Annotated in this window: 22 protein-coding genes; 15 read left to right on the forward strand and 7 right to left on the reverse strand. The window is 59.1% G+C overall.

Annotation, left to right across the window (positions count from 1 at the left end; all coding sequences use genetic code 11):
* The first annotated feature begins 1 nt into the window (after window position 1).
* The 10 genes from nuoI to JJD74_RS04590 all read left to right on the forward strand — a co-directional run bounded on the left by nuoI (window position 2) and on the right by JJD74_RS04590 (window position 10,034).
* A complete protein-coding gene (gene nuoI, locus JJD74_RS04550; RefSeq protein ID WP_007920177.1) occupies window positions 2–550 on the forward strand; it encodes an NADH-quinone oxidoreductase subunit NuoI in 549 nt (182 codons plus the stop codon).
* Between the two features lie 9 nt (window positions 551–559).
* Window positions 560–1,060 (forward strand): NADH-quinone oxidoreductase subunit J, encoded by a 501-nt coding sequence (gene nuoJ, locus JJD74_RS04555; RefSeq protein WP_042559872.1) that lies wholly within the window; start codon window positions 560–562, stop codon window positions 1,058–1,060.
* A 3-nt stretch (window positions 1,061–1,063) separates the two neighbouring features.
* Complete coding sequence (nuoK, locus tag JJD74_RS04560; protein WP_003223790.1) at window positions 1,064–1,372, forward strand: NADH-quinone oxidoreductase subunit NuoK; 309 nt, start codon at window positions 1,064–1,066, stop codon at window positions 1,370–1,372.
* Complete coding sequence (gene nuoL, locus JJD74_RS04565; protein ID WP_047301931.1) at window positions 1,369–3,222, forward strand: NADH-quinone oxidoreductase subunit L; 1,854 nt, start codon at window positions 1,369–1,371, stop codon at window positions 3,220–3,222. The genes nuoK and nuoL overlap by 4 nt, the downstream gene beginning before the upstream one ends.
* Before the next feature lie 39 nt (window positions 3,223–3,261).
* On the forward strand, window positions 3,262–4,794 hold the full coding sequence (gene nuoM / locus JJD74_RS04570) for an NADH-quinone oxidoreductase subunit M (protein WP_042559874.1): 1,533 nt from the start codon (window positions 3,262–3,264) through the stop codon (window positions 4,792–4,794).
* 7 nt (window positions 4,795–4,801) lie between these two features.
* Window positions 4,802–6,265, forward strand: coding sequence for an NADH-quinone oxidoreductase subunit NuoN (gene nuoN / locus JJD74_RS04575; protein ID WP_042559875.1), 1,464 nt, complete (start codon window positions 4,802–4,804; stop codon window positions 6,263–6,265).
* 471 nt (window positions 6,266–6,736) lie between these two features.
* Window positions 6,737–6,865, forward strand: coding sequence for a hypothetical protein (locus JJD74_RS31120; RefSeq protein WP_261736161.1), 129 nt, complete (start codon window positions 6,737–6,739; stop codon window positions 6,863–6,865).
* Window positions 6,866–6,913: 48 nt separating this feature from the next.
* Complete coding sequence (locus JJD74_RS04580) at window positions 6,914–8,146, forward strand: YcaO-like family protein (RefSeq protein ID WP_200611750.1); 1,233 nt, start codon at window positions 6,914–6,916, stop codon at window positions 8,144–8,146.
* Window positions 8,143–9,111 (forward strand): class I SAM-dependent methyltransferase, encoded by a 969-nt coding sequence (locus JJD74_RS04585; protein WP_200611753.1) that lies wholly within the window; start codon window positions 8,143–8,145, stop codon window positions 9,109–9,111. Before JJD74_RS04580 ends, JJD74_RS04585 begins: the two co-directional genes overlap by 4 nt.
* Window positions 9,108–10,034 carry an alpha/beta fold hydrolase gene (locus JJD74_RS04590; protein ID WP_200611764.1) on the forward strand — a complete coding sequence of 309 codons (927 nt, stop codon included), beginning with the start codon at window positions 9,108–9,110 and terminating at the stop codon, window positions 10,032–10,034. Before JJD74_RS04585 ends, JJD74_RS04590 begins: the two co-directional genes overlap by 4 nt.
* 280 nt (window positions 10,035–10,314) lie before the next feature.
* On the opposite strand, the gene JJD74_RS04595 is transcribed toward JJD74_RS04590, so the two are convergent.
* Window positions 10,315–10,779: a GNAT family N-acetyltransferase gene (locus tag JJD74_RS04595; RefSeq protein ID WP_042559878.1), complete on the reverse strand. Its 465-nt coding sequence runs from the start codon at window positions 10,777–10,779 to the stop codon at window positions 10,315–10,317.
* 488 nt (window positions 10,780–11,267) lie between these two features.
* On the opposite strand from JJD74_RS04595, the gene JJD74_RS04600 reads away from it, so the two are divergent.
* Window positions 11,268–12,593 (forward strand): OprD family porin, encoded by a 1,326-nt coding sequence (locus tag JJD74_RS04600; protein ID WP_200611768.1) that lies wholly within the window; start codon window positions 11,268–11,270, stop codon window positions 12,591–12,593.
* Window positions 12,594–12,805: 212 nt separating this feature from the next.
* On the opposite strand, the gene JJD74_RS04605 is transcribed toward JJD74_RS04600, so the two are convergent.
* The 6 genes from JJD74_RS04605 to JJD74_RS04630 all read right to left on the reverse strand — a co-directional run bounded on the left by JJD74_RS04605 (window position 12,806) and on the right by JJD74_RS04630 (window position 20,154).
* Window positions 12,806–13,186: a DUF6124 family protein gene (locus tag JJD74_RS04605; RefSeq protein ID WP_042559880.1), complete on the reverse strand. Its 381-nt coding sequence runs from the start codon at window positions 13,184–13,186 to the stop codon at window positions 12,806–12,808.
* Window positions 13,187–13,684: 498 nt separating this feature from the next.
* A complete protein-coding gene (locus tag JJD74_RS04610) occupies window positions 13,685–14,014 on the reverse strand; it encodes a DUF2790 domain-containing protein (protein ID WP_200611772.1) in 330 nt (109 codons plus the stop codon).
* Window positions 14,015–14,082: 68 nt separating this feature from the next.
* Entirely contained in the window at window positions 14,083–14,283 is a 201-nt protein-coding gene (locus JJD74_RS04615; protein ID WP_042559882.1) for a co-regulatory protein PtrA N-terminal domain-containing protein, read from the reverse strand.
* A gap of 212 nt (window positions 14,284–14,495) precedes the next feature.
* The gene (locus tag JJD74_RS04620; RefSeq protein ID WP_200611788.1) at window positions 14,496–17,645 is read right to left on the reverse strand and encodes a CusA/CzcA family heavy metal efflux RND transporter; all 3,150 of its coding nucleotides are present in this window, start codon (window positions 17,643–17,645) and stop codon (window positions 14,496–14,498) included.
* A 15-nt stretch (window positions 17,646–17,660) separates the two neighbouring features.
* Window positions 17,661–18,857, reverse strand: a complete 1,197-nt coding sequence (locus tag JJD74_RS04625; RefSeq protein WP_200611792.1) for an efflux RND transporter periplasmic adaptor subunit — start codon at window positions 18,855–18,857, stop codon at window positions 17,661–17,663.
* Between the two features lie 49 nt (window positions 18,858–18,906).
* On the reverse strand, window positions 18,907–20,154 hold the full coding sequence (locus tag JJD74_RS04630) for a TolC family protein (protein WP_200611796.1): 1,248 nt from the start codon (window positions 20,152–20,154) through the stop codon (window positions 18,907–18,909).
* Window positions 20,155–20,608: 454 nt separating this feature from the next.
* Between JJD74_RS04630 and JJD74_RS04635 the strand changes: the two genes are divergently transcribed.
* The 4 genes from JJD74_RS04635 (at window position 20,609) to JJD74_RS04650 (ending at window position 23,616) form a co-directional block, all read left to right on the forward strand.
* Entirely contained in the window at window positions 20,609–21,283 is a 675-nt protein-coding gene (locus tag JJD74_RS04635) for a heavy metal response regulator transcription factor (RefSeq protein ID WP_042559886.1), read from the forward strand.
* Window positions 21,280–22,686 (forward strand): heavy metal sensor histidine kinase, encoded by a 1,407-nt coding sequence (locus JJD74_RS04640; RefSeq protein WP_047301951.1) that lies wholly within the window; start codon window positions 21,280–21,282, stop codon window positions 22,684–22,686. Before JJD74_RS04635 ends, JJD74_RS04640 begins: the two co-directional genes overlap by 4 nt.
* A gap of 202 nt (window positions 22,687–22,888) precedes the next feature.
* Window positions 22,889–23,242: a type II toxin-antitoxin system Phd/YefM family antitoxin gene (locus JJD74_RS30730; protein ID WP_395599707.1), complete on the forward strand. Its 354-nt coding sequence runs from the start codon at window positions 22,889–22,891 to the stop codon at window positions 23,240–23,242.
* Window positions 23,239–23,616, forward strand: coding sequence for a type II toxin-antitoxin system VapC family toxin (locus tag JJD74_RS04650; RefSeq protein WP_042559889.1), 378 nt, complete (start codon window positions 23,239–23,241; stop codon window positions 23,614–23,616). The genes JJD74_RS30730 and JJD74_RS04650 overlap by 4 nt, the downstream gene beginning before the upstream one ends.
* The last annotated feature ends 19 nt before the right edge of the window (window positions 23,617–23,635 follow it).

Here is a 23,635-nt window from a genome sequence, read left to right on the forward strand (position 1 = left end):
CATGTTCAAATATATTGGCGACATCGTTAAGGGTACCGGTACCCAGTTGCGCAGCCTGGTCATGGTCTTCGGCCATGGTTTTCGCAAGCGCGATACCCTGCAATACCCGGAAGAAGCGGTCTACCTGCCACCACGGTACCGTGGTCGCATCGTCCTGACCCGCGATCCCGATGGCGAAGAACGCTGCGTAGCCTGCAACCTGTGCGCCGTGGCGTGCCCGGTGGGTTGCATCTCGCTGCAGAAAGCTGAAACCGAAGACGGTCGCTGGTACCCGGACTTCTTCCGTATCAACTTCTCGCGCTGCATTTTCTGCGGCCTCTGCGAGGAAGCCTGTCCGACCACCGCAATCCAGTTGACTCCGGATTTCGAGATGGCCGAGTTCAAACGTCAGGACCTGGTGTACGAGAAAGAAGATCTGCTGATCTCCGGCCCCGGCAAAAACCCTGATTACAACTTCTATCGTGTTGCAGGTATGGCAATCGCTGGCAAGCCGAAAGGCTCCGCACAGAACGAAGCCGAACCGATCAACGTGAAGAGCTTGCTGCCTTAAGGAAGAACGATGGAATTCGCTTTCTATTTCGCATCGGGTATCGCTGTCGTGGCCACGCTACGTGTGGTCACCAACACCAACCCTGTGCACGCCCTGCTCTACCTGATCATCTCGTTGATCGCCGTGGCCATGACCTTCTTCGCCCTCGGCGCACCGTTCGCCGGTGTGCTGGAAGTGATCGCCTACGCTGGCGCCATCATGGTGCTGTTCGTGTTCGTGGTGATGATGCTCAACCTCGGCCCCGCCGCGGTTCAGCAGGAACGCGTCTGGCTCAAGCCCGGCATCTGGGCCGGGCCGGTGATTCTCGCCGGCCTGCTGCTGGCCGAATTGCTGTATGTGCTGTTCGCTCACCAGAGCGGCCAGGCCATCGGCCACACCACCGTCGATGCAAAAGCCGTGGGCATCAGCCTGTTCGGCCCGTATCTGCTGGTGGTCGAACTCGCCTCGATGCTGCTGCTTGCCGCAGCCGTCACGGCGTTCCATTTGGGCCGCAACGAGGCGACGGAGTAACTTATGCCTGCTATCCCTCTTGAGCATGGTCTGGCGGTTGCCGGCATCCTGTTCTGCCTCGGCCTCGTCGGCCTGATGGTTCGTCGCAACATTTTGTTCGTGTTGATGAGTCTGGAAGTGATGATGAACGCCTCTGCACTGGCCTTCATCGTTGCAGGCGCCCGTTGGGGCCAGCCGGATGGACAGATCATGTTCATCCTGGTGATCAGCCTTGCAGCTGCCGAGGCCAGTATTGGTCTGGCGATCCTGCTGCAACTGTATCGCCGCTTCCACACGCTCGATATCGACGCTGCCAGTGAGATGCGCGGATGAACCTAATCTTTCTGACTTTCGTATTCCCCCTGATCGGGTTCCTGCTGCTGTCGTTCTCTCGTGGACGCTGGTCGGAAAACCTCTCGGCGCTGATCGGCGTGGGTTCCATTGGCTTGTCGGCGATTGTCACCGCCTACGTCATCTGGCAATTCAACGTCGCGCCTCCCGAAGGCGGTCACTACACCCTGGTGCTGTGGCAGTGGATGGCAGTGGAAGGCTTCAAGCCTGACTTCGCCCTCTACATCGACGGCCTGTCGATCACCATGCTCGGCGTGGTGGTGGGCGTAGGTTTCCTGATCCACCTGTTCGCCTCCTGGTACATGCGCGGTGAAGCGGGTTACTCGCGCTTCTTCTCGTACACCAACCTGTTTATCGCCAGCATGCTGTTCCTGGTCCTGGGCGATAACCTGTTGTTCCTGTACTTCGGCTGGGAAGGCGTGGGCCTGTGCTCGTACCTGTTGATCGGTTTCTACTACAGCAACCGCAACAACGGTAACGCCGCACTCAAGGCCTTCATCGTGACCCGGATCGGCGACGTGTTCATGGCCATCGGCCTGTTCATCCTGTTCCAGCAAGTGGGCACGCTGAACATCCAGGAACTGCTGGTGCTGGCACCGCAGAAATTCCAGGTCGGCGACTTCTGGATCACCCTGGCGACCCTGATGCTGCTGGGCGGCGCTGTCGGTAAATCGGCACAACTGCCATTGCAAACCTGGCTCGCGGACGCGATGGCCGGCCCGACCCCGGTTTCGGCACTGATCCACGCCGCAACCATGGTTACCGCTGGTGTTTACCTGATTGCGCGTACCCACGGTCTGTTCACCCTGGCGCCGGACATCCTGCACCTGGTCGGCATCGTTGGTGGTGTGACGCTGGTACTCGCCGGTTTCGCCGCTCTGGTTCAAACCGACATCAAACGTATCCTCGCCTACTCGACCATGAGCCAGATCGGCTACATGTTCCTGGCGCTGGGTGTGGGTGCCTGGGATGGCGCGATCTTCCACCTGATGACCCACGCCTTCTTCAAGGCGCTGCTGTTCCTTGCCTCCGGTGCGGTGATCGTTGCCTGCCACCACGAGCAGAACATCTTCAAGATGGGCGGCCTGTGGAAGAAACTGCCACTGGCCTACGCCAGCTTCATCGTCGGCGGCGCGGCTCTGTCTGCCCTGCCACTGGTGACCGCGGGCTTCTACTCCAAGGACGAAATCCTCTGGGAAGCGTTCGCCAGCGGCAACCAGGGTCTGCTTTACGCAGGTCTGGTCGGCGCGTTCATGACTTCGCTGTACACCTTCCGCCTGATCTTCATCGCGTTCCACGGTGAAGCCAAGACTGAAGCCCACGCCGGTCACGGCATCGCTCACTGGCTGCCATTGTCGGTGCTGATCGTGCTGTCGACGTTCGTCGGCGCCATGATCGTGCCGCCGCTGCACGGCGTACTGCCGCAAAGCGTTGGCCATGCCGGTGGCGAAGCCAAGCACAGTCTGGAAATCGCCTCGGGCGCCATCGCTCTGGCCGGTATCCTGCTGGCGGCCCTGCTGTTCCTCGGCAAGCGTCGCTTCGTGACGGCGATTGCCAACAGCGGCGTCGGGCGTTTCCTGTCGGCCTGGTGGTTCGCTGCCTGGGGCTTCGACTGGATCTACGACAAACTGTTCGTCAAGCCGTACCTTGCGATCAGCCACATCCTGCGCAAAGACCCGCTCGACCAGACCATCGGTCTGATCCCGCGTATGGCCAAGGGTGGTCACACTGCCCTGAGCCGCACCGAGACCGGTCAACTGCGTTGGTACGCTGCTTCGATGGCTGCTGGTGCCGTGCTGGTTATTGGCGCCATCGTGCTGGTAGCGGTCTGATATGAACCTTGCGAATTTGCGAAAGGAAACGAGCCCGTCATGATTCTGCCTTGGCTAATCCTGATCCCCTTCATCGGCGGCCTGCTGTGCTGGATGGGTGAGCGCTTCGGCGCTACCCTGCCCCGCTGGATTGCGCTGATCACCATGTCCCTGTTGCTCGCGATCGGCCTCTGGCTGTGGGCAACCGGCAACTATTCATTTGCCCCGGCGCCTGGCGCCGATCCGACCTGGGCGCTTGAGTTCAAGCACATCTGGATCGCGCGTTTCGGCATCAGCGTGCACCTGGCCCTCGACGGCCTGTCGCTGTTGATGATCCTGCTGACCGGTTTGCTGGGTATCCTCTCGGTACTCTGCTCGTGGAAAGAGATTCAACGTCACGTTGGCTTCTTCCACCTGAACCTGATGTGGATCCTGGGCGGTGTTGTCGGCGTGTTCCTCGCCCTCGACCTGTTCATGTTTTTCTTCTTCTGGGAAATGATGCTGGTGCCGATGTACTTCCTCATCGCGCTCTGGGGTCACAGTTCTTCGGACGGCAAGAAAACCCGGATCTACGCAGCAACCAAGTTCTTCATCTTCACTCAGGCTTCCGGCCTGATCATGCTGGTGGCGATCCTCGGTCTGGTACTGGTCAACTTCAACAACACTGGCGTGATTACCTTCAACTACGCCGACCTGTTGAAAACCAAGATGTCGATGACCACCGAGTACATCCTGATGCTCGGCTTCTTCATCGCCTTCGCGGTCAAGCTGCCGGTTGTACCGTTCCACTCCTGGTTGCCTGATGCGCACGCCCAGGCACCGACCGCAGGTTCCGTCGACCTCGCCGGTATCCTGCTGAAAACCGCTGCCTACGGCCTGCTGCGTTTCGCCCTGCCGCTGTTCCCGAATGCTTCGGCCGAGTTCGCGCCGATCGCCATGACCCTCGGTCTGATCGGGATCTTCTACGGTGCGTTCCTGGCGTTCGCGCAAACCGACATCAAGCGTCTGATCGCCTTCTCTTCCGTTTCCCATATGGGCTTCGTGTTGATCGGCATCTACTCCGGCAGCCAACTGGCCCTGCAAGGTGCAGTGATTCAGATGCTGGCGCACGGTGTGTCTGCCGCGGCACTGTTTATCCTCAGCGGTCAGTTGTACGAGCGTCTGCACACTCGTGACATGCGTGAGATGGGCGGTCTGTGGTCGCGTATTGCTTACCTGCCGGCGATCAGCCTGTTCTTTGCAGCCGCGTCGCTGGGCTTGCCGGGCACGGGTAACTTTGTCGGCGAGTTCCTGATCCTGATCGGCTCTTTTGCAAGCTGGCCATGGATCACTGCGATTGCCACGTCCGGTCTGGTGTTCGGTTCGGTCTACTCGCTGATCATGATCCACCGTGCGTACTTCGGCCCGTCCAAATCGGATGCGGTCCTGCACGGTATGGACGCTCGCGAACTGATCATGGTGCTAGGCCTTGCGGTGCTGCTGATTTACCTCGGCGTCTACCCGCAACCGTTCCTCGACACTTCTGCCGCCACGATGCATGGCGTACAGCAGTGGCTCGGCACCGCCTTCACTCAACTCGCTTCGGCCCGGTAAGAGCGCTATGGAATTCACGATTCAACACTTTATTGCGCTTGCGCCACTGTTGATCACCAGCCTCACCATTATCGTGGTGATGCTGGCAATCGCCTGGCGCCGCAACCACTCGCAGACCTTCCTGATTTCGGTGGCGGGTCTGAACCTGGCCTTGCTGTCGATCCTGCCTGCCTTGAAAGTCGCGCCTCTGGCCGTCACCCCATTGCTGCAGATCGATGCGTTCGCATGCCTGTACATGGCGCTGATCCTGGTCGCCACCCTCGCTTGCGTCACCCTCGCCCACGCCTATCTGGGCGACGGCGGTTCGGGTTACCCGGGCAACCGTGAAGAACTGTACCTGCTGATCCTGATGGCCGCCGCCGGTGGTCTGGTTCTGGTCAGCGCGCAGCACCTGGCCGGGTTGTTCATCGGTCTGGAACTGCTGTCGGTGCCGGTCTACGGTCTGGTGGCTTACGCCTTCTTCAACAAGCGTTCACTGGAAGCCGGCATCAAGTACATGGTGCTGTCGGCCGCCGGTTCCGCGTTCCTGCTGTTCGGTATGGCGCTGCTGTACGCAGACGCCGGTTCGCTGAGCTTCACCGGTATCGGTCAGGCACTGGCTGCCACTGGCCTGCCTAGCCCGCTGGCACAACTGGGCCTGGGCATGATGCTGATCGGTCTGGCGTTCAAGTTGTCGCTGGTACCGTTCCACCTGTGGACGCCGGACGTGTACGAAGGTGCTCCGGCACCGGTCGCCGCGTTCCTCGCGACCGCTTCCAAAGTCGCCGTGTTCGCGGTGATGGTGCGTCTGTTCCAGATCTCCCCTGCTGCCAGCAGTGGCGTACTGAGCGACGTGCTGAGCGTAATTGCTGTCGCCTCGATCCTGTTCGGTAACCTGCTGGCCCTGACCCAGAGCAACCTCAAGCGTCTGCTCGGTTACTCGTCCATCGCGCACTTCGGCTACCTGCTGATCGCCCTGGTGGCGAGCAAGGGTCTGGCGGTGGAAGCCATCGGCGTCTACCTGGTCACCTACGTGATCACCAGCCTCGGCGCTTTCGGCGTGATCACCCTGATGTCCTCGCCGTACAACGGCCGTGACGCGGATGCCCTGTACGAATACCGCGGCCTGTTCTGGCGCCGTCCGTACCTGACCGCCGTACTCACCGTGATGATGCTGTCCCTGGCCGGTATCCCGCTGACCGCGGGCTTCATCGGCAAGTTCTACATCATCGCTACCGGTGTCGAATCGCACCAATGGTGGCTGGTAGGTTCGCTGGTGCTGGGCAGCGCCATTGGCGTCTTCTACTACCTGCGCGTGATGGTCACCCTGTACCTGATCGAGCCTAACCTGCGTCGCCACGATGCCGAGTTGCACTGGGAACAAAAGGCGGGCGGCGTCATGCTGCTGGCCATCGCCCTGGTTGCGTTCTTCCTCGGCGTTTACCCGCAGCCGTTGCTGACACTGGTTCAGCAGGCGGGTCTGGCGGGCTGATTGCCCGGCTGGATTTAAGCTACAAATGAAAACGGCACCTTCGGGTGCCGTTTTTTTTGGATATATGTGCAGCGCCTGTCCCCTCTCCGCCGGATACCTGCCCTTGCTGTGGTTGTAGGAACGCATTCAATCAACGCAGGGAAAACTCATCTCATGCGATGGAAAATTCCCAGGAGATGATTGCCAGATTTGTGTCTCTCACAAGACTCGCTGAAATATCCCACACCCTCCGCGCAAGAAACCCTGGCAAGCACACCACATCCCTCAGACACATCACAAGAACTCCCCCGGACAAAAGCGGCTGGCTCCTGACGTCCCGCGGTTCAATCACAAGATGATGTGTACGTATTTCAACCTCCCATCACTCCCGGAACTGAAACTTCCGGACATTTTTGACCGTTCACAGCCCGCCTAATAGATTCGATCCGTGCAATCAAAAGCACCTTCATCCACAAAAAAAGGAATTGATCCATGGGCTACATGAGCAGCTGGAACGCCAACAAAATCGTTGAACTGGACGAGGAGCAAGCTCGCGATCCGGAGCACATCGAAGCACTGCAACTGAGTGAGGAAGAGCTAGCCGAACTCGATGCGCAGTGAGTGAACGGACGGGGGTGAAAGCCCCCGTTCTTTTGGAGGATGGAAATCATGGACAGTAACTGGATGATCGAGCGAGAACTGACAGCGGACCAGGCCTGCCAGCGCATTCAAACTGAATTGAGTCGGCTGGGAATGACGCCCGCTACGCTCACCTTGGGTCAGGACGTTGTTGCGGTACAGGCGACCTTTACTGACAGCAATGGTCTGCCTGTCGCGCGCGGCGCCGGCAAAGGTTATGCAGTTCAGGCAGCCATCGGTGCGCTCTACGAAACGCTTGAACACTATTGGACAGACTCGCTCTCGGTGCAGAATGCCCACGCTATTCCCGTGGACTACTTCGCAGACAACGCGATCTTCAACCAAGACCCGGTGCGACTCCTTTCCAGCCAGCAGAACCGCCGAATCGCCTGCCGACGCTACACCTGTCCTCAAGGACACGACCCTTTTTATTACCCGCTCGCGCTGACGTCGCCCAACACACAGCAGTTTTTTGATCAGCAGACCGCGGACTGCCGCGCCTTGCGCCGATACTCGAGCAATAGCGGCACCGCCATCGGCGCCAGTTACGACGAGGCCCTGCTGCATGCCATCAATGAATGCATCGAACGGGACGCAGTTTCGTTGTTTTTGCTGGATCATTTTTATTATCGGAATCAACCGCCACTGCGCCGGATCGCCCGCCCCGGCAATGGCGATACCCTGGGCCAACTGTGGACGGATGTCGAAAGGGAAATCGGCGCGGAGGTCGTGCTGGTGGATATCAGTACCGAATTCGCTGCGCACACTTTCCTGGCGTTTTGCGCCGCATCCGGTGACCGGATTCATGTTTTCGGTTCAGGTTGCTCCCTGGACCCACGCCATGGTGCCTGGCGCGCGCTGACGGAACTGGCGCAGTTGCATCACGTCGCAGAGGGGCCTGAATACACGCAGCATTTGCTAAACGCGAAGCGTCACTTAAGTCCCTTCCCCCGACTATTGCGCTGCCTGCTATTCAATCCTGAGGATCTGCTGCATCGCTGCGCTCAGTCCACGGTGACCCTGCCCCAGGCCAGCGCGCAAAGACCGTTGCCACTGCAGATTGAACAGTTGACCACGAACCTTCAACGACACGGGCGCCGCCTCGGCGTATCCACGGTGCATCAAACCAGCCTTGGCACCAGCCTGGTCAATGTGGTGATACCCGGGCTGGAACGGTTTTTTGTCGTGTCCAGCGGCAACGTGGTGATTCCCCACGCACGAGGTCGAAGGCTGGGCAAACAGCATCACGGAGTGAGCCCATGAATAACCCAGCCATTGTCTGCTCAAAGGAACGTGAACTGGAACTGGAACTGGCAGAAAACCTGTCCGACCACATCACAAGCGCAGGCCCGATCAGTTGTTTCGTCAAATCGACTCGCAACGGCCTGCATCAGGTATTTATTCTGCGAGTCCGCGACCAGGACTGGGTCGGCCGCAAAGTCTTGCAGCGAGACCCTTGCAATCGCTGGGGCCTGAGCAGCCTGTTGAACCCCACCATGCTGCTCGGCCCCCACAGGCAGTCGCAATGGGGCAACGACGGCGTGTCGATCTACTTTCAAACCTCAACGTTGAAAGAAAGAACTGAAGCCTTTGACGCCGCGCTGAACTGTCCAGATAGCGAGATTCATTTTCCCTACGCGGTCATCGATGAACGCGGTGACGAGGCTGTTTGCCCCTCCGATTACTGGCAAGGTAACCCATCGCTGGCTGCGCAACTGAACGCCGACGAGTTCCACTTTCGCGAACACTGCGTGAGCGTACTGCGGCCATTGCTCAAACCGGACGACCTGATTTACGACCCGGCCTGCTCGACGGGTGACTTCATCGCCCATCTGGCTGCCGAACTCACCGACGGCCGCTATCTGGGCACAGACCGTTCGGTCTCGATGATTGAATATGCGCAACAACGTCACGCTACGTCCACTGCGCAGTTTCGCGTGATGGAGGCGACAGCCTGCGTCGACGCCTCTATTCGCTGCGACGTGCTGATTGTTCGTTTCCTCAATGCCGAAGTCATGACCCGCCGCGAAGCACACGGCGCGTTTGATAGCCTGGTGCGCTGCGTGAACCCCGGCGGCACAATCCTCGTGTTTGGTCATACCCCGGTGTTGCTTGCCATGCGCTGGCTGGCTCACACCTTTGGTCTGGCGATTATTTCCAGTGTGGCGGCGCGTAGCGGGCGGCAAGAGTTGTTCCAGTTCTACCGCCTGACGCTTCCCACCGCATGACCCGCCTCAACGGATACCTTCTCACCGCTGACGGCCACCAACTGTACTGGGAGCGCCACGGAACACGCGGTGGTGAGCCCGTGTTCTTCTTGCACGGGGGCCCGGGTGGGCGCTGCAGCCGTCATCATCTGGAATTCTTGGACCTGCGTTGCTTCGACGTGATTTTGATTGACCAGCGCGGATGTGGTCGATCGCGCCCTTACGGGCAGACGCGAGACAACAACACGACCCTGAACGTCGAAGACATCAACGCCTTGCGCCTGCACCTTGGTTTGCAGCGCATCAGTCTGCTGGGTGTCTCCTGGGGCACCTGGCTGGCCATTCAATACCAGCAGCGGTACCCCGCCACTTTGCTGAAAACCACATTGGTGTCTGTGTTCGTTCCGTTTGCAGCGAACACTTACGCCTATGAAGAAGCAATCAACGCAGCCTTGCGCCATACCGGTGGCGGTACCACGCGCGACATCCACCAAATATTGAATGATGGCTGTCATGAGCAACAGCACCAGGCCGCCATCAACTGGTTGCAGGCTTCGTTACGACTCAACGGGCAGACAATGCCAATGGACGCTCTCGGCAGGTTTGCCGATGAAGAAGCCATTCTCGCCATCCGCCTGGAATTGCATTACCACGTCAATCGCTACTTCTTCAGTGCCGATAGCGAAGACGTTTCGCTCAATTCCGACACCCTGATAATCCAGGGCGTCAAAGACACATTCGGCATGTCCAGCCTGCGTTGGTTACGGCAGCGCCAGCCCGTGCAAAGCCGCCTGCTGCGCGCCGGGCACAACGCTTTCGAATGGCCTATATTGAAAACCGTACGCGAGTCGTTGAAACGTGAATGCGCGTCAGACGCTTTTCCCCCAACCGTAGTCCCCCTTGCAACCTTGAACCGAACCGATCTGGCAAAGCCGCCCAGATGACGAAATTGCAATTCCCAATCACCCTCACGCGCATTAACTAAACCAAGGCTGGGGCGCCGTGTCCCCGATCAACCAGCGCGGTTGATACGAATTTACTTGTAGAAGCTCCTTGCGCCTTTGAAAAGAAGTGGAGTGAGCCTGCTCGCGATGGTGTCAGGTCAGCCAATATCGCTGAGCTTGATCCCGGTGATTTCAGTGAAGATCTTGGCCAGCGCCTTGGACTCGGAAGCGGGCCCTGCTGCGCAGTCCAGCGGGAGCAAGCTCCCTCGCCACAATCGCATCACAGTTTCTTCACCATTGGCACGCACGCCAGTTGCAGACCCGAAGACGATTGGTAAATCGCACTCCCCTCCCCGATGTAACCGCAGCGCCGGTAAAAATCGGCAGCGTTCAACGTCGCGTCCAGACAGACCTCTGTCAGCCCCAGCACCCTCGCCAGATCTTCGAGAAAGTGCAAAACGTGTTTGCCCAATCCCCGTTGCATGAAATCCGGATGAATGAAGATTGCACCGATTTCACGGTGCTCCACATCAAGCATTCCAGTTGCCACTGGCTCGCCCTCAACCCAGCCCAGATAGAAATGCTTTTCCATGAGCGTGTCGTAACCGTCCTCAGCCGAGCCCTGGGTCCAGTGATGCATTTGCTGCTCGGTGTAAGCACCGATGCATTGATGCCTGATCGCCAAGCGTCGTATGTCGAATGCGGTTTGGGCGTCATTCGCGCCAGCTTTTCTGATTTCTAACATTTCTCTCTCCATGAGCCATGTGCTGACAGGAAATAAAAAAGCCCCGTCCATTTCTGGCGGGGCTTCGGGTACACGTCAAATGACAAACACGTATGACCTTATGGCCCGCCGGAAGCGGTCATGCAGGAGCACATCATGGTCATTCGATATTGGGTGTTCATGGGGCGATAGTGCTGTGAGTTGTTCCGATACGTCAATCGCGAAGTCTCTTGGTGGGAGCGAGCCTGCTCGCGAAGGCCTCGGCACTTCCACCATCCTCAGTGCCTGACACTCCGCTACCGCGAACAGGCGCGCTCCCACAGGTTTGTGTGGAATTCACAAACTCCAGGTACGCCCACATGACGAAATTGTAATTGCGCCATCACCTCGGCGTTATCCGCAGCTTGTAACGATGTTACCCGGCGACGATGCCGGCGGGCGCTTGCCCGTCGAACAATAAAACCCACGCCGAAGCACGTTCCCGTTCTGCCGAACCCAAGGAGTGTTTGATGGTTAACAATACAAAAATGTCGATGGCCGCTTTAGCGGTGGTGGTTGGCTCCGGGCCGTCCATGGTGTTTGCAGAAGAAAAAGCCGAAGGCTTTATCGAAGGCAGCAGCCTGACGGTGCTCAACCGTAATTTCTATTTCAATCGTGAGCACCGCAACGGCCAGTCCAGCCCGACCGGCAACGGTTACTCCGAAGCCTGGTCGCATGCGGTGATCAGCAAGTTCGAATCCGGCTTTACCCAAGGCACCGTCGGGGTCGGGGTCGATGCGTTTGCCATGATCGGTTTGAAACTAGACACCGGTGACGGGCGCAACGGTGGCCGCAGTTCGTTTGATGTACTGCGGGTCAACAGTGACGGCGAGGCGCGGGACGAATACACCAAGGTCGGTGGCGCCGCGAAAGTGCGGGCGTTCGATACGGAGGTCAGGGTCGGTGATGTATTCCCGGCCAACCCGGTAGTGGCGGCGGGTGACTCGCGTTTGCTGCCGGAAAGCTTTCGCGGCGTGACAGCGACCAACACCAGTATTGAAGGTCTGTCAGTTCAGGGTGGTCGACTGCACGCGATGAGCCAACCGGTGTCCAGCGACATGCGCGAGAACTTCGCGACCTTCTATGCCGGCCCGGTCAATTCACCGTGGATCGCTTATGGCGGCGGCGATTATGTGCTGAACAAAAATCTCAGTTTCAGCCTGTACTCCAGTCGTCTCAAGGACGCCTGGAACCAGTACTACGCTGGCACCGCGTGGACGTATCCGCTGTCGGATGACTTGTCGCTGTTTGGTGGTTTGAATTACTACAAGGCTGTCGACGAAGGCAAACAACTGCTCGGCGAGTTCGACAACAACATCTGGAGCGGCCGTGTCGGGGTGAAACTCGGCGCGCATTCCGTCGCCCTCTCCCACCAGCGCAACAACGGCAACGACGATTTCGATTACCTGCGCCAGTCCGACTCGATCTTCCTCGACAACTCCATCCAGTACAGCGACTTCAACTCGCCCAAGGAACGTTCATGGATGGTGCGTTACGACCTCGACATGACCACCTATGGCGTGCCCGGTCTGTCGTTCATGACCCGTTATGCGCGCGGCACTGACGCCGATTATTCCAACGCCAACGCCGTGTACATGCGCCGCGATGCTGAAGGCAATCCGCTGACCGATCAGAAGCGCTGGGAGCGGGATATCGAAGTCAAATACGTGGTGCAGAGCGGTTCGTTGAAGGACTTGTCACTGCGCTTGCGCCAGGCCACCACTCGCGCCACGGCGTTCGAGTCGGACCTTGATGAAGTGCGGGTGATTGTCGAGTATCCGTTGGCGATTCTCTGAGTTCACGAGCAATGCACATTCACCTTTAGAAGCTCCTTGCTCCTTTGGAAAGAGGTGAATTTTTTGGCGTCCTTTGGGGCGCCTTTTTTATGTCCGGACTTCAACGCAACGCCAAAACCTGTGGGAGCGAGCCTGCTCGCGAAGACGTCGGCACAGCCAACGCCATCGTCGGTTGACTCACCGCTTTCGCGAGCAGGCTCGCTCCCACACGATTATGCGGTGGGCTCGACGTTATCCAGCGCCCTGTTCACCGCGAGTTCGCCAAGCATCACCACTTGTGCGATACCGAGCAGGGTCTTGCGATGCGTGCCTTGCAGCAGCGCCGCGAAGTCGCCGAGCATGACGCTGGCCGAGCCCAGGGATTCGCTGGCGTTGGCCAGCAGGGATTCGGTGTCGGCCTTCGGATTGACCTGGAACATCTGGTTCTGGACGTAGGGCGTGGCCATGATGGCGGCCGTGGGTTTGAGGTAGAAGTCGAGGGCGCGGTCGGCGGCTTCGTGGAGTTTGCGAGTGTCTTCGCAAACGTAGGGGGACGTTGTATTGGCGTCTGCAGGGACGGTTGTTTCGGGCGGATTGGGTGTTGGCTTTTTCATGTTGTTTCTCCTTCTGAACGTTGGAGCTGACCCATTCGGTTCCACGCGAAGGGGTGGCAGCTGTACGCAGGTTGGAACCCGGGGAACGGAGAAACCCGGCAGACTCGAAGTCTCCCGCGCACAGCCGCCATAACAGCGTGCACACCATGAAGGTGCGCAAGCATACGTCATGAAAGACGCTTTGGCGCTGATACGTTCTCCGGGGTTCCAATCCCGATCGCTGATTGGGCAGCGACGTTCACAGCCTAGAGAGCCGACGTCCGACGGACAACCTGAAAACATTGTGGGAAGGTTCTGCGATTGACCTACACCGTTAAACATCCCGAATCGAAATACACATCGTGATATTCAAAGCCCCCCCGTGTAGGAGCTGCCGCAGGCTGCGATCTTTTGATTTTGATTTTAAAGACCAAGATCAAAAGATCGCAGCCTGCGGCAGCTCCTACAGGGGACCGCGTTTTGATCATTACGGGGCGGTCGCGTTTTGATTGGGGCAGATCAGCCGCGCTGGCGACAATCGCCGGCCACGGTGTATTTAACGGTGTTGAGCTGACCCTTCGAGTCTTCGTAGGTCATGGCGGTGGGGACGACGGCGCAAGTCGCCGGCGGCTTGACGACGCTTACGACTTTGACCACATCCAGCTTCATCCCGTACTCGTATTCCTTCACCACTGGCGGCGCTTTGCCCTGGTTGGCGGCGTATTGCTCCATGGCTTTGGCGTTGGCACTGAATGCGCGCTCAAACGTGCGGTCACCACCGCCCTCGGCCAGCACATTCAAGGACATCGCCATCACCCCGGTGAACACCATCCACTTGATCAATTTCATGTTCAATTCCTCCATAAAAAAGCCCGGCATCGATGCGCGATGACAGGCTTGTTCCAGCACGGCTGCGTTTACAGGTCTTGAGTCTTGTCGTCTTTCTTGTCATTGACGACGACCGGATCGCGGGCCTGTTCGCGGGCAACGTACAGCTCTACGGAGCGGTCGTTGGCGGTCATCATTTTTTTGAAAGTGCGGTCGCCGCCACCTTCGGCCATGGCCAGGGAAGACAGCGCCAGGGCTGCGGTGAAGGCACTGATTTGGGCAAATTTCATCTTTGATTCCTCGTTTAAGTAGCTGACGGGATCAAGGTAACAATCCGAACCTATCGGGACGGTGGCGGGGAAATTACATATCCGTTATCTCCCGGATCAGCGCACGGAAACCCTGTGGGAGCGAGCCTGTTCGCGAAAGCGGTGGTTCAGTCACATCGTTGTTGACTGACAGATCGCCTCCGCGAGCAGGCTCGCTCCCACAGGGGGATTACCTATTTAGTTGGAACAGCCTCCTCATCCCGGCGATGGGCCAGTTGGTACAGCGCCGGCAATATCAGCAACGTGAGAATCGTCGAAGACAGGATCCCGCCGATCACCACTGTCGCCAATGGCCGCTGCACCTCAGCCCCCGTGCCGGTCGCCAGCGCCATCGGAATGAAGCCCAGCGACGCCACCAGTGCCGTCATCAACACTGGCCGCAATCGCGTCAGCGCACCGATGTTGATCGCCTCAGTGAGCGACCGCCCCTCCTCCCGCAGATTGCGAATGAACGCAATCATCACCAAGCCGTTCAACACAGCCACTCCGGACAACGCAATAAACCCGACGCCCGCCGAAATCGACAGCGGAATATCGCGCAACCACAGCGCCATGACGCCCCCGGTCAACGCAAACGGAATCCCGGTAAACACCAGCAAGCCATCCTTCAGATTGTTGAACATCATGAACAACAACCCGAACACCAGCAGCAACGCCACCGGCACCACGATCTGCAAGCGCTTGGCCGCTGATTGCAGTTGCTCGAACTGCCCGCCCCAACTGGTCCAGTAACCGGGCGGCACTTGCACGTCGCGTTCGATCACTTCGCCCGCCTCGGCAACGAATGAACCGATATCGCGCCCACGCACGTTGGCGCTGATGATCACCAGCCGCTTGCCGTTTTCACGGCTGACCTGATTCGGCCCCAGCACCAGGTCGAGGCTGGCGACGTCTTGCAGGGCGATAAAACCGATCTGATTCGCCGCGCCATTCACCGCCGGCACCGGAATCAGCAGCGCCGACAAGCCGTCGATGTCCTTGCGCATGGCATCGGACAAACGCACGACCATGTCGAAACGCCGATCCCCCTCATACAACGTGCCGGCCTGACGCCCACCCACCGCCACAGCAATGGTGTCCTGCACATCACCGACGTTGAGCCCGTAACGCGCCGCCTTGTCGCGATCGATGTTGATGGTCAGCACCGGTAACCCGGTGGTTTGCTCGACTTTGACTTCGGACGCGCCGTTGACCTTCTGCATCGCCGCCGCAATCTTCGCCGCCGTGGCGTTGAGCACATCCATGTCATCGCCAAACACCTTCACCGCCACGTCACTGCGCACGCCGGAAATCAATTCGTTGAAGCGCAACTGAATCGGCTGCGACAGCTCGTAGTTGCTGCCCGGCAATGTGGCGGCCGCCGCCTGCAGTTCGACCATCAGGGTGTCGCGGGACTTGCCCGGGTCTGGCCATTGATCCTTGGGCTTGAGCATCACGTAGCTGTCGGAGATGTTCGGCGGCATCGGGTCGGAGGCGATTTCCGCAGTGCCGGTGCGGGCAAATACGCGCTCGACTTCCGGCACCTTGGCCAGAATCAGCGTCTCCAGCCGCTGCTGCATATCGACGGATTGCGTCAGGCTGGTGCCCGGTACGCGCAAGGCTTGCAGGGCGAAATCGCCCTCACTGAGGCTCGGCACAAACTCGCTGCCCATGCGGCTGGTCAGCACGCCGCTGAGCACAATGACGCCCACCGCCGCGCCCACCGCAACGGCACGGTGACTCATCACCCAAGCCAATGCCGGCGCATACACGCGACGCGCGACGCGCATCACCGCGCCCTCTTCTTCCTTGACCTTGCCAGTCACGAACAGCGCAATCGCCGCCGGCACAAAAGTCACCGACAACAGCATCGCGCCGAGCAAAGCGATGACCACGGTGAACGCCATCGGGTGGAACATTTTCCCTTCAACGCCGCTCAGGGCGAAGATCGGCAGGTACACGACCATGATGATCAACTGGCCGAAAATCAGCGGTCGCCGCGCCTCTTTGGCCGCCGCAAACACTTCCTTGAAACGCTCGGCACGCGTCAACAATCGCCCATGGTGCTGCTGCGCATGAGCGAGTCGGCGCAGGGTGTTTTCGACGATCACCACCGCGCCGTCGACGATGATGCCGAAGTCGAGCGCGCCGAGGCTCATCAGGTTGGCGCTGACCTTGTTGCTGAACATGCCGGTGAAGGTGAACAGCATCGACAGCGGAATCACCATCGCCGTGATCAACGCCGCGCGAATGTTGCCGAGGAACAGAAACAGGATCGCGATCACCAGAATCGCGCCTTCGATGAGGTTCTTTTTCACCGTGGCGATGGCCTTGTCGACCAGGTGCGTGCGGTCGTACACCGGCACGGCGATCACGCCGTTGGGCAACGATTTGTTGATCTGCTCAAGCTTGCCGGCGACCGCTTGTGAGACGGTGCGGCTGTTCTCGCCGATGAGCATGAACACCGTGCCGAGCACCACTTCACGGCCGTTTTCGGTGGCCGCGCCGCTGCGCAGTTCGCGGCCGATTTCCACGGTGGCGACGTTTTTGATGCGGATCGGTGTGCCGTCGACATTGGCCATGACGATGTTGGCGATGTCCTCGGTGCTCGCCACTTGCCCCGGCGCGCGAATCAGCAACTGCTCGCCGCTGCGCTCGATATAACCGGCGCCGACGTTGGCGTTGTTACGCTCCAGCGCCGTGACCAGATCGGTGAGGGTCAGCTTGTACGCGGCGAGGCGTTTTGGGTCCGGGGCGATCTGGTATTCCTTGGCAAAACCGCCGATGGTGTTGATCTCGGCCACACCCGGCACGTTGCGCAATTGCGGCTTGATGATCCAGTCCTGAATCACCCGCAAATCGGTCGGCGTGTAGGGCGTGCCGTCGTCCTTGAGCGCGCCCTCCTGCGCTTCGACCGTCCACAGGAAAATCTCGCCGAGGCCGGTGGAAATCGGCCCCATGACGGCTTCAGCGCCTTCGGGCAATTGCTCCTTGGCGATCTGCAAACGCTCGTTGACCAATTGCCGGGCGAAGAACAGGTCGGTGCCGTCCTTGAAGATGACGGTGACCTGTGACAGCCCCGAACGTGACAGCGAACGGGTCTGCTCCAATGCCGGCAAACCGGCCATGGCGGTTTCAATCGGGAAGGTGATGCGCTGCTCGGTTTCCAGCGGCGAGAACCCGGCGGCGCCGGTGTTGATCTGCACCTGAACATTGGTGATGTCGGGCACGGCGTCGATCGGCAGTTTTTGATAACTGGCGATGCCGAGGCCGGCCATGAGCAGAACGGCGAGCAGCACGATGATGCGCTGCTCGATGGCAAACTGGATCAGGCGTTCGAACATGGGGACCTTCCAGAATTAATGACTGTGCTCGGCCGAAGCCTTGCCCAGTTCCGATTTGAGGACGAAGCTGCCGGCGCTGGCGACTTGCGCGCCGGCCTCCAGGCCTTGGGTGATTTCCACCTGCCCCGCCGCGCGACTGCCCAGCTCCACCGCTTGCGCCTTGAAGCCGTCGTCGGTGCGCACGAACACCGTGGGTTTGTCCTCGACGGTCTGGATCGCGGTTTCCGGCACCGCGACTTGCGCCTGACGGCTGTCGGTGGCCACCAGTGCGGTCACGAACAGCCCCGGACGCCACGAACCTTGCGGGTTTTCCAGGGTGACGCGCACAGTCGCCGTGCGGGTTTGTTCGCCAAGCAGACTGCCGACATAGGCCACGCTGCCGGTGACTTGCGCATTCAATTCCGGCGCGCTGACGGTCACGGCTTTGCCCACTTGCACCTTGGTCAGGTCCTTGGGCGAAACGCCGAACGTCACCCACACTCGCGACAAATCCGAGAGCATGAAAGCCGCTGTGGTTTCATCAACCACCTCCCCCGGCGTCAGGTGTTTTTCCACCACGACACCGTCGAACGGCGCACGCAGTTCATAGCGATTGCCGCCGGTGGCGACCACGCTGCCGCTGAGCACGCTGATTTTTTGCCGGGCGTTGTTCACGGCGATTTCGGCTTCTTCCATGGCTTGCCGCGCCTGGAGAAAATCCTGCTCGGCAGAAATCCTGTCCTGCCACAGCTTTTTTTCGCGCTCATAAGTCGTGCGCGCCAAGGCCAAACGGCGTTGCGCCGCCGCCTGCTCGCTGCGCTGATCGGAGATCTGCTGACTGGAGATTACCGCCAGCAATTGGCCCTTCTTCACCGACTGGCCGAGGTTGACCGACACCGACTCGACAACGCCGGGCACGCGTGGCACGACGTGGGCGGTGCGGTCTTCGTCGAATCGCACTTCGCCGGGGAACGGTAACCCCAGGCTGATGGTTTGCGCCCGTGCTTCGGCCAGTTGAATGCCCGCAGCGGTGATCTGTTCGGCGCTCAATTCAATGTGCCCTTCTTCGCCGTGGTCGCCGTCGGCGGCGGCGGCGCCTTCTTCAGCGTGATCGGCATGTTCCGCCGCTTCATCGGCATGCGCGTTGATAGAAGCATTGCCGGGCCACATCGAGCCGATGCCGATGCCCAAAGCCAAGGTCGCCACCGCGACCACCATCAGTTTTTTATCCATGGAAACTCCTCTGCGCCGTGCCTTCGCGCAGTGATTTGATAAGTGAAATTCAAGGGCTGACGGCGAGGTCGCCGAAGATCCGTTCGATGCGCACACGCGCATCTGTCGCTTCGCTGACGGCCTGGATGTATTGGCTGCGGGCGCTGATCAAGGTGCGCTGGGCGTCGAGCACGTCGAGGAAGCCGAACTTGCCCATTTCAAAGCCGCGTGTGGCGCTGTCCACCGCACTTTGCGCGGCGGGCAGGATGGTCTGGTTGAAGGCCTGGGCTTCGCCATTGGCGGTCTGCCATTGCTCAAGACTGGTCTGGATCTCCGTGCGCAAACGCAGCTCGGTGGCGTTACGCAGATCCCGCGCCTGATCGGTTCGGCGCGCCGCTGCCAGGACGTTGCCCTGATTGCGATTGAACAGCGGAATCGGCATCGACAGCCCCACCACGTTGACCCGCTCGCGCTCGGTTTCGCTGTACTGGCTGCCGAGGCTGACGGTGAGATCGGGAATGCGCTGGGACTTTTCCAGCCCCAACGAAGCCTCACGCTGATCGATCTGCAGGTTGGCCAGGCGCAGCTCGGCGGTTTCGTTCAGACGCTCCAATAAACGGCTGGGTGGCGGCACCGTGGCGAGGTTCTGCGTAGCAGCTTGTACGTTGATCGAGGTCGGCAACGGTGCGCCCATCACCTGTGCCAGTTGTTGGTAAGCGTTGGCCTGATCGCGTTCGGCGCGGCTCAGTTCCAGGCGCACTTCGGAGAGCTGCACCTGCGCCCGCGTGCCCTCGACCGGCGAAGATTTGCCCGCCTCGATGCGGCCCTGCGCCACGCGCAAACCGTGCTCGGCCAGTTGCAGCGACTGTCGCGACAACTGCAAGCGTTGCTGCGCAGTCTGGGTGCTGTTGAACGCCTGAATCACATCGGCGCGCAAGGCATTGCGCTTGCGCTCAAGTTCAATGCCGGCAGCGTCCTGCGCACGGCTGGCAACATCGATGCGCGCGCCGCGTTTGCCGCCCAGTTCAATCGGCTGGCTGAGCATTACCGTAGTGGTGCGTGAATCGCGGCGGGTGTCCTCGGCCTCCCACGAGACTTCGGGATTGGGGATCAGGCCCGCCTGCTTGCGGTCGCCCTCGGCGATGCCGATTTCCCATTGGGCAGCGGCCAGATCGGGGTTGCCGGCGAACGCGGTTTGCAGGGCCTGCTCCAGGGTCAGGGTCGATGCGACCGCAAGGTTTGCAGTGGCCAGCAACAGCATGCCGCCGGCTATTTTTTTCAGGCGTGATCGCGCCATCAGTTCTGTTAAACCGGGCAATGGAAGACTTCCTTTAATCAAGAATCTTTGATGCCGCCACGGTAGGGTTTTGAACTTATCGACAAGGTGACTGGAAGATTACAAATCCGTTATCCACGGTTGCGGGAAGTTGTTTTGCACTAGCATGCGAAGTGCGACATTCAATTATGTAATACACGGAAACAAATACACCGAAGTTATCTGCCGAACAGCACTTGCCTGAAACGAGTTCTCATGAATGTGCCCTATCGCCCTGCGGCAGGCTGCCGCAGTGGCTCTATTCAAGGCCTCATCGAGAGGTTTTTCGTTGACTCTGTAGCTACTACAGCCTTTACCTTGCACGTCTGCACGCAGAGAAATCTCTGTAGGAATATTTTTAGTCGCTAATAAAACCCGTCCGGAAGCCCTTACAAAAACAACAACTTTCCCGGCCACCCTTAATTAAATATCCATTAAATAAAAGTGGTGATAGATCATGCGAATCCTTGTGATCGAGGACGAGCTTAAAGCTGCCGAATACTTGCATCAGGGTTTGACCGAAAGTGGTTATATCGTCGACCACGCAAGCACTGGCGCCGATGGACTGCATCTGGCGCAACAACAGGTTTATGACTTGATCATTCTCGACGTCAATCTGCCGGAACTGGACGGCTGGGGCGTGCTGGAACAACTGCGCCGCACTCATTCCACGCGGGTGATGATGCTCACCGCGCGCGGGCGTCTGGCAGACAAGATTCGCGGGCTCGATCTGGGCGCCGACGACTATCTGGTCAAGCCATTCGAATTCCCCGAGTTGCTGGCGCGGGTGCGCACCCTGATGCGCCGCAGCGAAAACATCCCGGTGCCACAGGTGCTGAAAGTCTCTGATCTGGAGCTCGACCCCGGGCGTCATCGCGCGTTTCGCGGCGAGCAACGCATCGACCTGACCACCAAGGAATTCGCCCTGCTGCATCTGCTGATGCGCCAGTCCGGCGAAGTGCTGACCCGCACGCAGATCATTTCACTGGTGTGGGACATGAATTTCGACTGCGACACCAATGTGGTCGAAGTGTCGATCCGGCGCTTGCGGGCGAAGATCGATGATCCGTTCGAGCACAAGTTGATCCACACCCTGCGCGGTGTCGGCTACGTGCTGGAGGCGCGGGAATGAAGCCAGCCAGCCTGTCGATGCGCCTGGGTTTGACGGTGAGTATTCTCGGCGCGCTGTTGGTGGTGTTTCTGGCGATCCTGGCGTATTTCGCCCTGACCCATGAACTGAATGCACTGGCCAGAGACAGCCTGGAAAAGAAAATGGCGCAGGTTGAGCACAGCCTGTCGCTGTACGCCGATGTTGGCGAAATCAGCGGAAAACCGCACATCCTGCTCGATCAGGTGATGGGGCACGACAACCTCACACTGACCATTTACGACCGCTCAAACCTGCGTTCGCCACGGCTCAAATCCGGCTCGGGTCTGGCCGATCCGCGGGTCGAACTGAAAGCGGTTCGGGCGACCACCGATCAGTTGAGCTACAGCGACAGTACCGACGCGCAAGACGCAAAGTTTCTCACTGCCTCCAAGTTGATCCGCCTCAAGGATGGCAGCAGCGTGCCGGTGTTGCTGTCGATGGACAACGCCCATGATCAGGCGTTGCTCAGTGCCTATCTGCGTTCCACGCTGATTGCCTTGCCGTTATTGCTGGTGTTCATCGGCCTGAGTGCCTGGGGCGCGGTACAGCGTGGGCTGGCGCCGATGCGCGAGTTTCGTAAAGTGGCCGCGATGGTCTCGACCCAGGATCTGGATCATCGGCTGTCAGTGGTGAACATGCCCCAGGAGTTGAGCGAACTGGCGCAGGGCATCAACTTCATGCTGCATCGACTGGATGCCGGGGTGCAGCAGTTGTCGCAATTCTCCGATGATCTGGCCCATGAGCTGCGCACGCCTATCAATAACCTGATGGGCAAAGCGCAGGTGACGCTTTCGCGCGAGCGCAGCGTGGATGAGTACAAGGATGTGCTGGTGTCGTGCACTGAAGAGCTGGAGCGCGTGGCACGGATTGTCTCGGACATGCTGTTTTTGGCGCAGGTCAGTCATCCGTCGGCACTGGCACCTTTTGAGTCGGTGGCGCTGGAGGAGGAAGCGCTGAAGGTGGCGGAGATGTTTTCGCTGTCGGCACAGGACAAGCAGATTCATCTGAATGTGCTCGGCAGCGCAGCGGTGATGGGGGATCGATTGATGATTCAGCGGGCGATCTCGAATCTGCTGTCCAACGCACTGCGCCATTGTCCGTCCGGCAAAACCGTGACGTTGCTGATTGAACAAGGCGCGACACAGGCCTCACTGCTGGTCAGCAATCCAGGCGCGGGGATCGAGGCGCAGCATTTGCCCCATCTGTTCGATCGCTTCTACCGCGTCGACAGCAGCCGCTCACGCTCACAAGGCAGCACCGGGTTGGGACTGGCAATCGTGCGCTCGATCATGAGCCTGCATCAGGGCGTGGCCGATGTGAGGAGTTTGCCGGGGGCGATGACCGTGTTCCGCCTCGGTTTCCCGACTGCTGAGTCATCCGTATAGGCACCCATCCTCCCACAAACGCCGAAAACTCTCGCCGCAACCTCCGTTTCGTCCTACAGCCAGTAACAGTGAATAGCTCTATCGTGGATGCCTTCGGGAGGGAATATCGGAGCGAGTAAGGATCATGAAACGAGATACTTTTTGGGAGTTGGTTGAGGGCGCCGACACCATGGCTGCCAGCCGGCAGAGCAAAACCAGGCAAATGCCCTACACCTATGGTCGTGCTGCCCTCTCACTTGTCTGCGCGGAACATTGGCGCGATTTTGCGGCCCTGGAATATTCTGGCTATATTTGTCCAGAATACGGGGGAGAAATAATGATCATCGTTCCGCTGGCGGAAGCCAAAAACAATCTATCCAAACTCGTCGATGACGCGGCAGCGGGACAGGTCATCACGATTGCCAAACATGGTCGTGCGCTGGCACGCCTCGTCCCTATGGGAAAATCCAATGGCCAACGTATAGGGGCAATGAAAGGAAAACTGGTGCTACCCGAAGATTTCGACGCCCCATTACCTGACGACATGCTCGATTCTTTCGAAGGCACGCAGTCATGAGGATTCTGCTGGACACGCACATTCTGCTCTGGACACTCAGTGATGACGCCAGACTCTCCGGCAAAGCCAGAAAGCTGATTGAAAACGCTGCCGATATCTACATCAGTGCTGCTACCTTCTGGGAAATGGCAATCAAGGTCGGACTCGGAAAGCTGAACGTTGATCTCGAGGAAATTCGGCAGTACTGCATCGAGAGTGGCTTTATAGAACTACCGGTAACGTCTGAACACGCAATCGCCGTGAAAGATCTTGAGCACCATCATCGTGATCCGTTCGACCGCCTTATCGTTGCAACCGCAATGACCGAACCGATGAAACTCCTCACTGCTGACCCATTGGTTGCCCGGTACACAGATCTGGCTGTTCTGGTTTAGTTCGGGCACAAAAAAGACA

This window comes from Pseudomonas sp. MF6776 (assembly GCF_016613125.1).
In the GTDB taxonomy this organism is placed as follows: Bacteria; Pseudomonadota; Gammaproteobacteria; order Pseudomonadales; family Pseudomonadaceae; genus Aquipseudomonas; species Aquipseudomonas iridis.

Excerpts from the sequence above, each read along its gene's own strand:
- JJD74_RS04595 (WP_042559878.1), bottom strand. The coding sequence starts at position 10,779 with ATGTTAGAAATCAGAAAAGCTGGCGCGAATGACGCCCAAACCGCATTC.
- JJD74_RS31120 (WP_261736161.1), top strand. The coding sequence starts at position 6,737 with ATGGGCTACATGAGCAGCTGGAACGCCAACAAAATCGTTGAACTGGAC.
- nuoM (WP_042559874.1), top strand. The coding sequence starts at position 3,262 with ATGATTCTGCCTTGGCTAATCCTGATCCCCTTCATCGGCGGCCTGCTG.
- JJD74_RS30730 (WP_395599707.1), top strand. The coding sequence starts at position 22,889 with ATGCCCTACACCTATGGTCGTGCTGCCCTCTCACTTGTCTGCGCGGAA.
- JJD74_RS04620 (WP_200611788.1), bottom strand. The coding sequence starts at position 17,645 with ATGTTCGAACGCCTGATCCAGTTTGCCATCGAGCAGCGCATCATCGTG.
- JJD74_RS04580 (WP_200611750.1), top strand. The coding sequence starts at position 6,914 with ATGGACAGTAACTGGATGATCGAGCGAGAACTGACAGCGGACCAGGCC.
- JJD74_RS04640 (WP_047301951.1), top strand. The coding sequence starts at position 21,280 with ATGAAGCCAGCCAGCCTGTCGATGCGCCTGGGTTTGACGGTGAGTATT.
- JJD74_RS04635 (WP_042559886.1), top strand. The coding sequence starts at position 20,609 with ATGCGAATCCTTGTGATCGAGGACGAGCTTAAAGCTGCCGAATACTTG.
- JJD74_RS04585 (WP_200611753.1), top strand. The coding sequence starts at position 8,143 with ATGAATAACCCAGCCATTGTCTGCTCAAAGGAACGTGAACTGGAACTG.
- JJD74_RS04605 (WP_042559880.1), bottom strand. The coding sequence starts at position 13,186 with ATGAAAAAGCCAACACCCAATCCGCCCGAAACAACCGTCCCTGCAGAC.
- JJD74_RS04615 (WP_042559882.1), bottom strand. The coding sequence starts at position 14,283 with ATGAAATTTGCCCAAATCAGTGCCTTCACCGCAGCCCTGGCGCTGTCT.
- JJD74_RS04600 (WP_200611768.1), top strand. The coding sequence starts at position 11,268 with ATGGTTAACAATACAAAAATGTCGATGGCCGCTTTAGCGGTGGTGGTT.
- JJD74_RS04590 (WP_200611764.1), top strand. The coding sequence starts at position 9,108 with ATGACCCGCCTCAACGGATACCTTCTCACCGCTGACGGCCACCAACTG.
- nuoK (WP_003223790.1), top strand. The coding sequence starts at position 1,064 with ATGCCTGCTATCCCTCTTGAGCATGGTCTGGCGGTTGCCGGCATCCTG.
- JJD74_RS04650 (WP_042559889.1), top strand. The coding sequence starts at position 23,239 with ATGAGGATTCTGCTGGACACGCACATTCTGCTCTGGACACTCAGTGAT.
- nuoL (WP_047301931.1), top strand. The coding sequence starts at position 1,369 with ATGAACCTAATCTTTCTGACTTTCGTATTCCCCCTGATCGGGTTCCTG.
- JJD74_RS04610 (WP_200611772.1), bottom strand. The coding sequence starts at position 14,014 with ATGAAATTGATCAAGTGGATGGTGTTCACCGGGGTGATGGCGATGTCC.
- JJD74_RS04625 (WP_200611792.1), bottom strand. The coding sequence starts at position 18,857 with ATGGATAAAAAACTGATGGTGGTCGCGGTGGCGACCTTGGCTTTGGGC.
- nuoJ (WP_042559872.1), top strand. The coding sequence starts at position 560 with ATGGAATTCGCTTTCTATTTCGCATCGGGTATCGCTGTCGTGGCCACG.
- nuoN (WP_042559875.1), top strand. The coding sequence starts at position 4,802 with ATGGAATTCACGATTCAACACTTTATTGCGCTTGCGCCACTGTTGATC.
- nuoI (WP_007920177.1), top strand. The coding sequence starts at position 2 with ATGTTCAAATATATTGGCGACATCGTTAAGGGTACCGGTACCCAGTTG.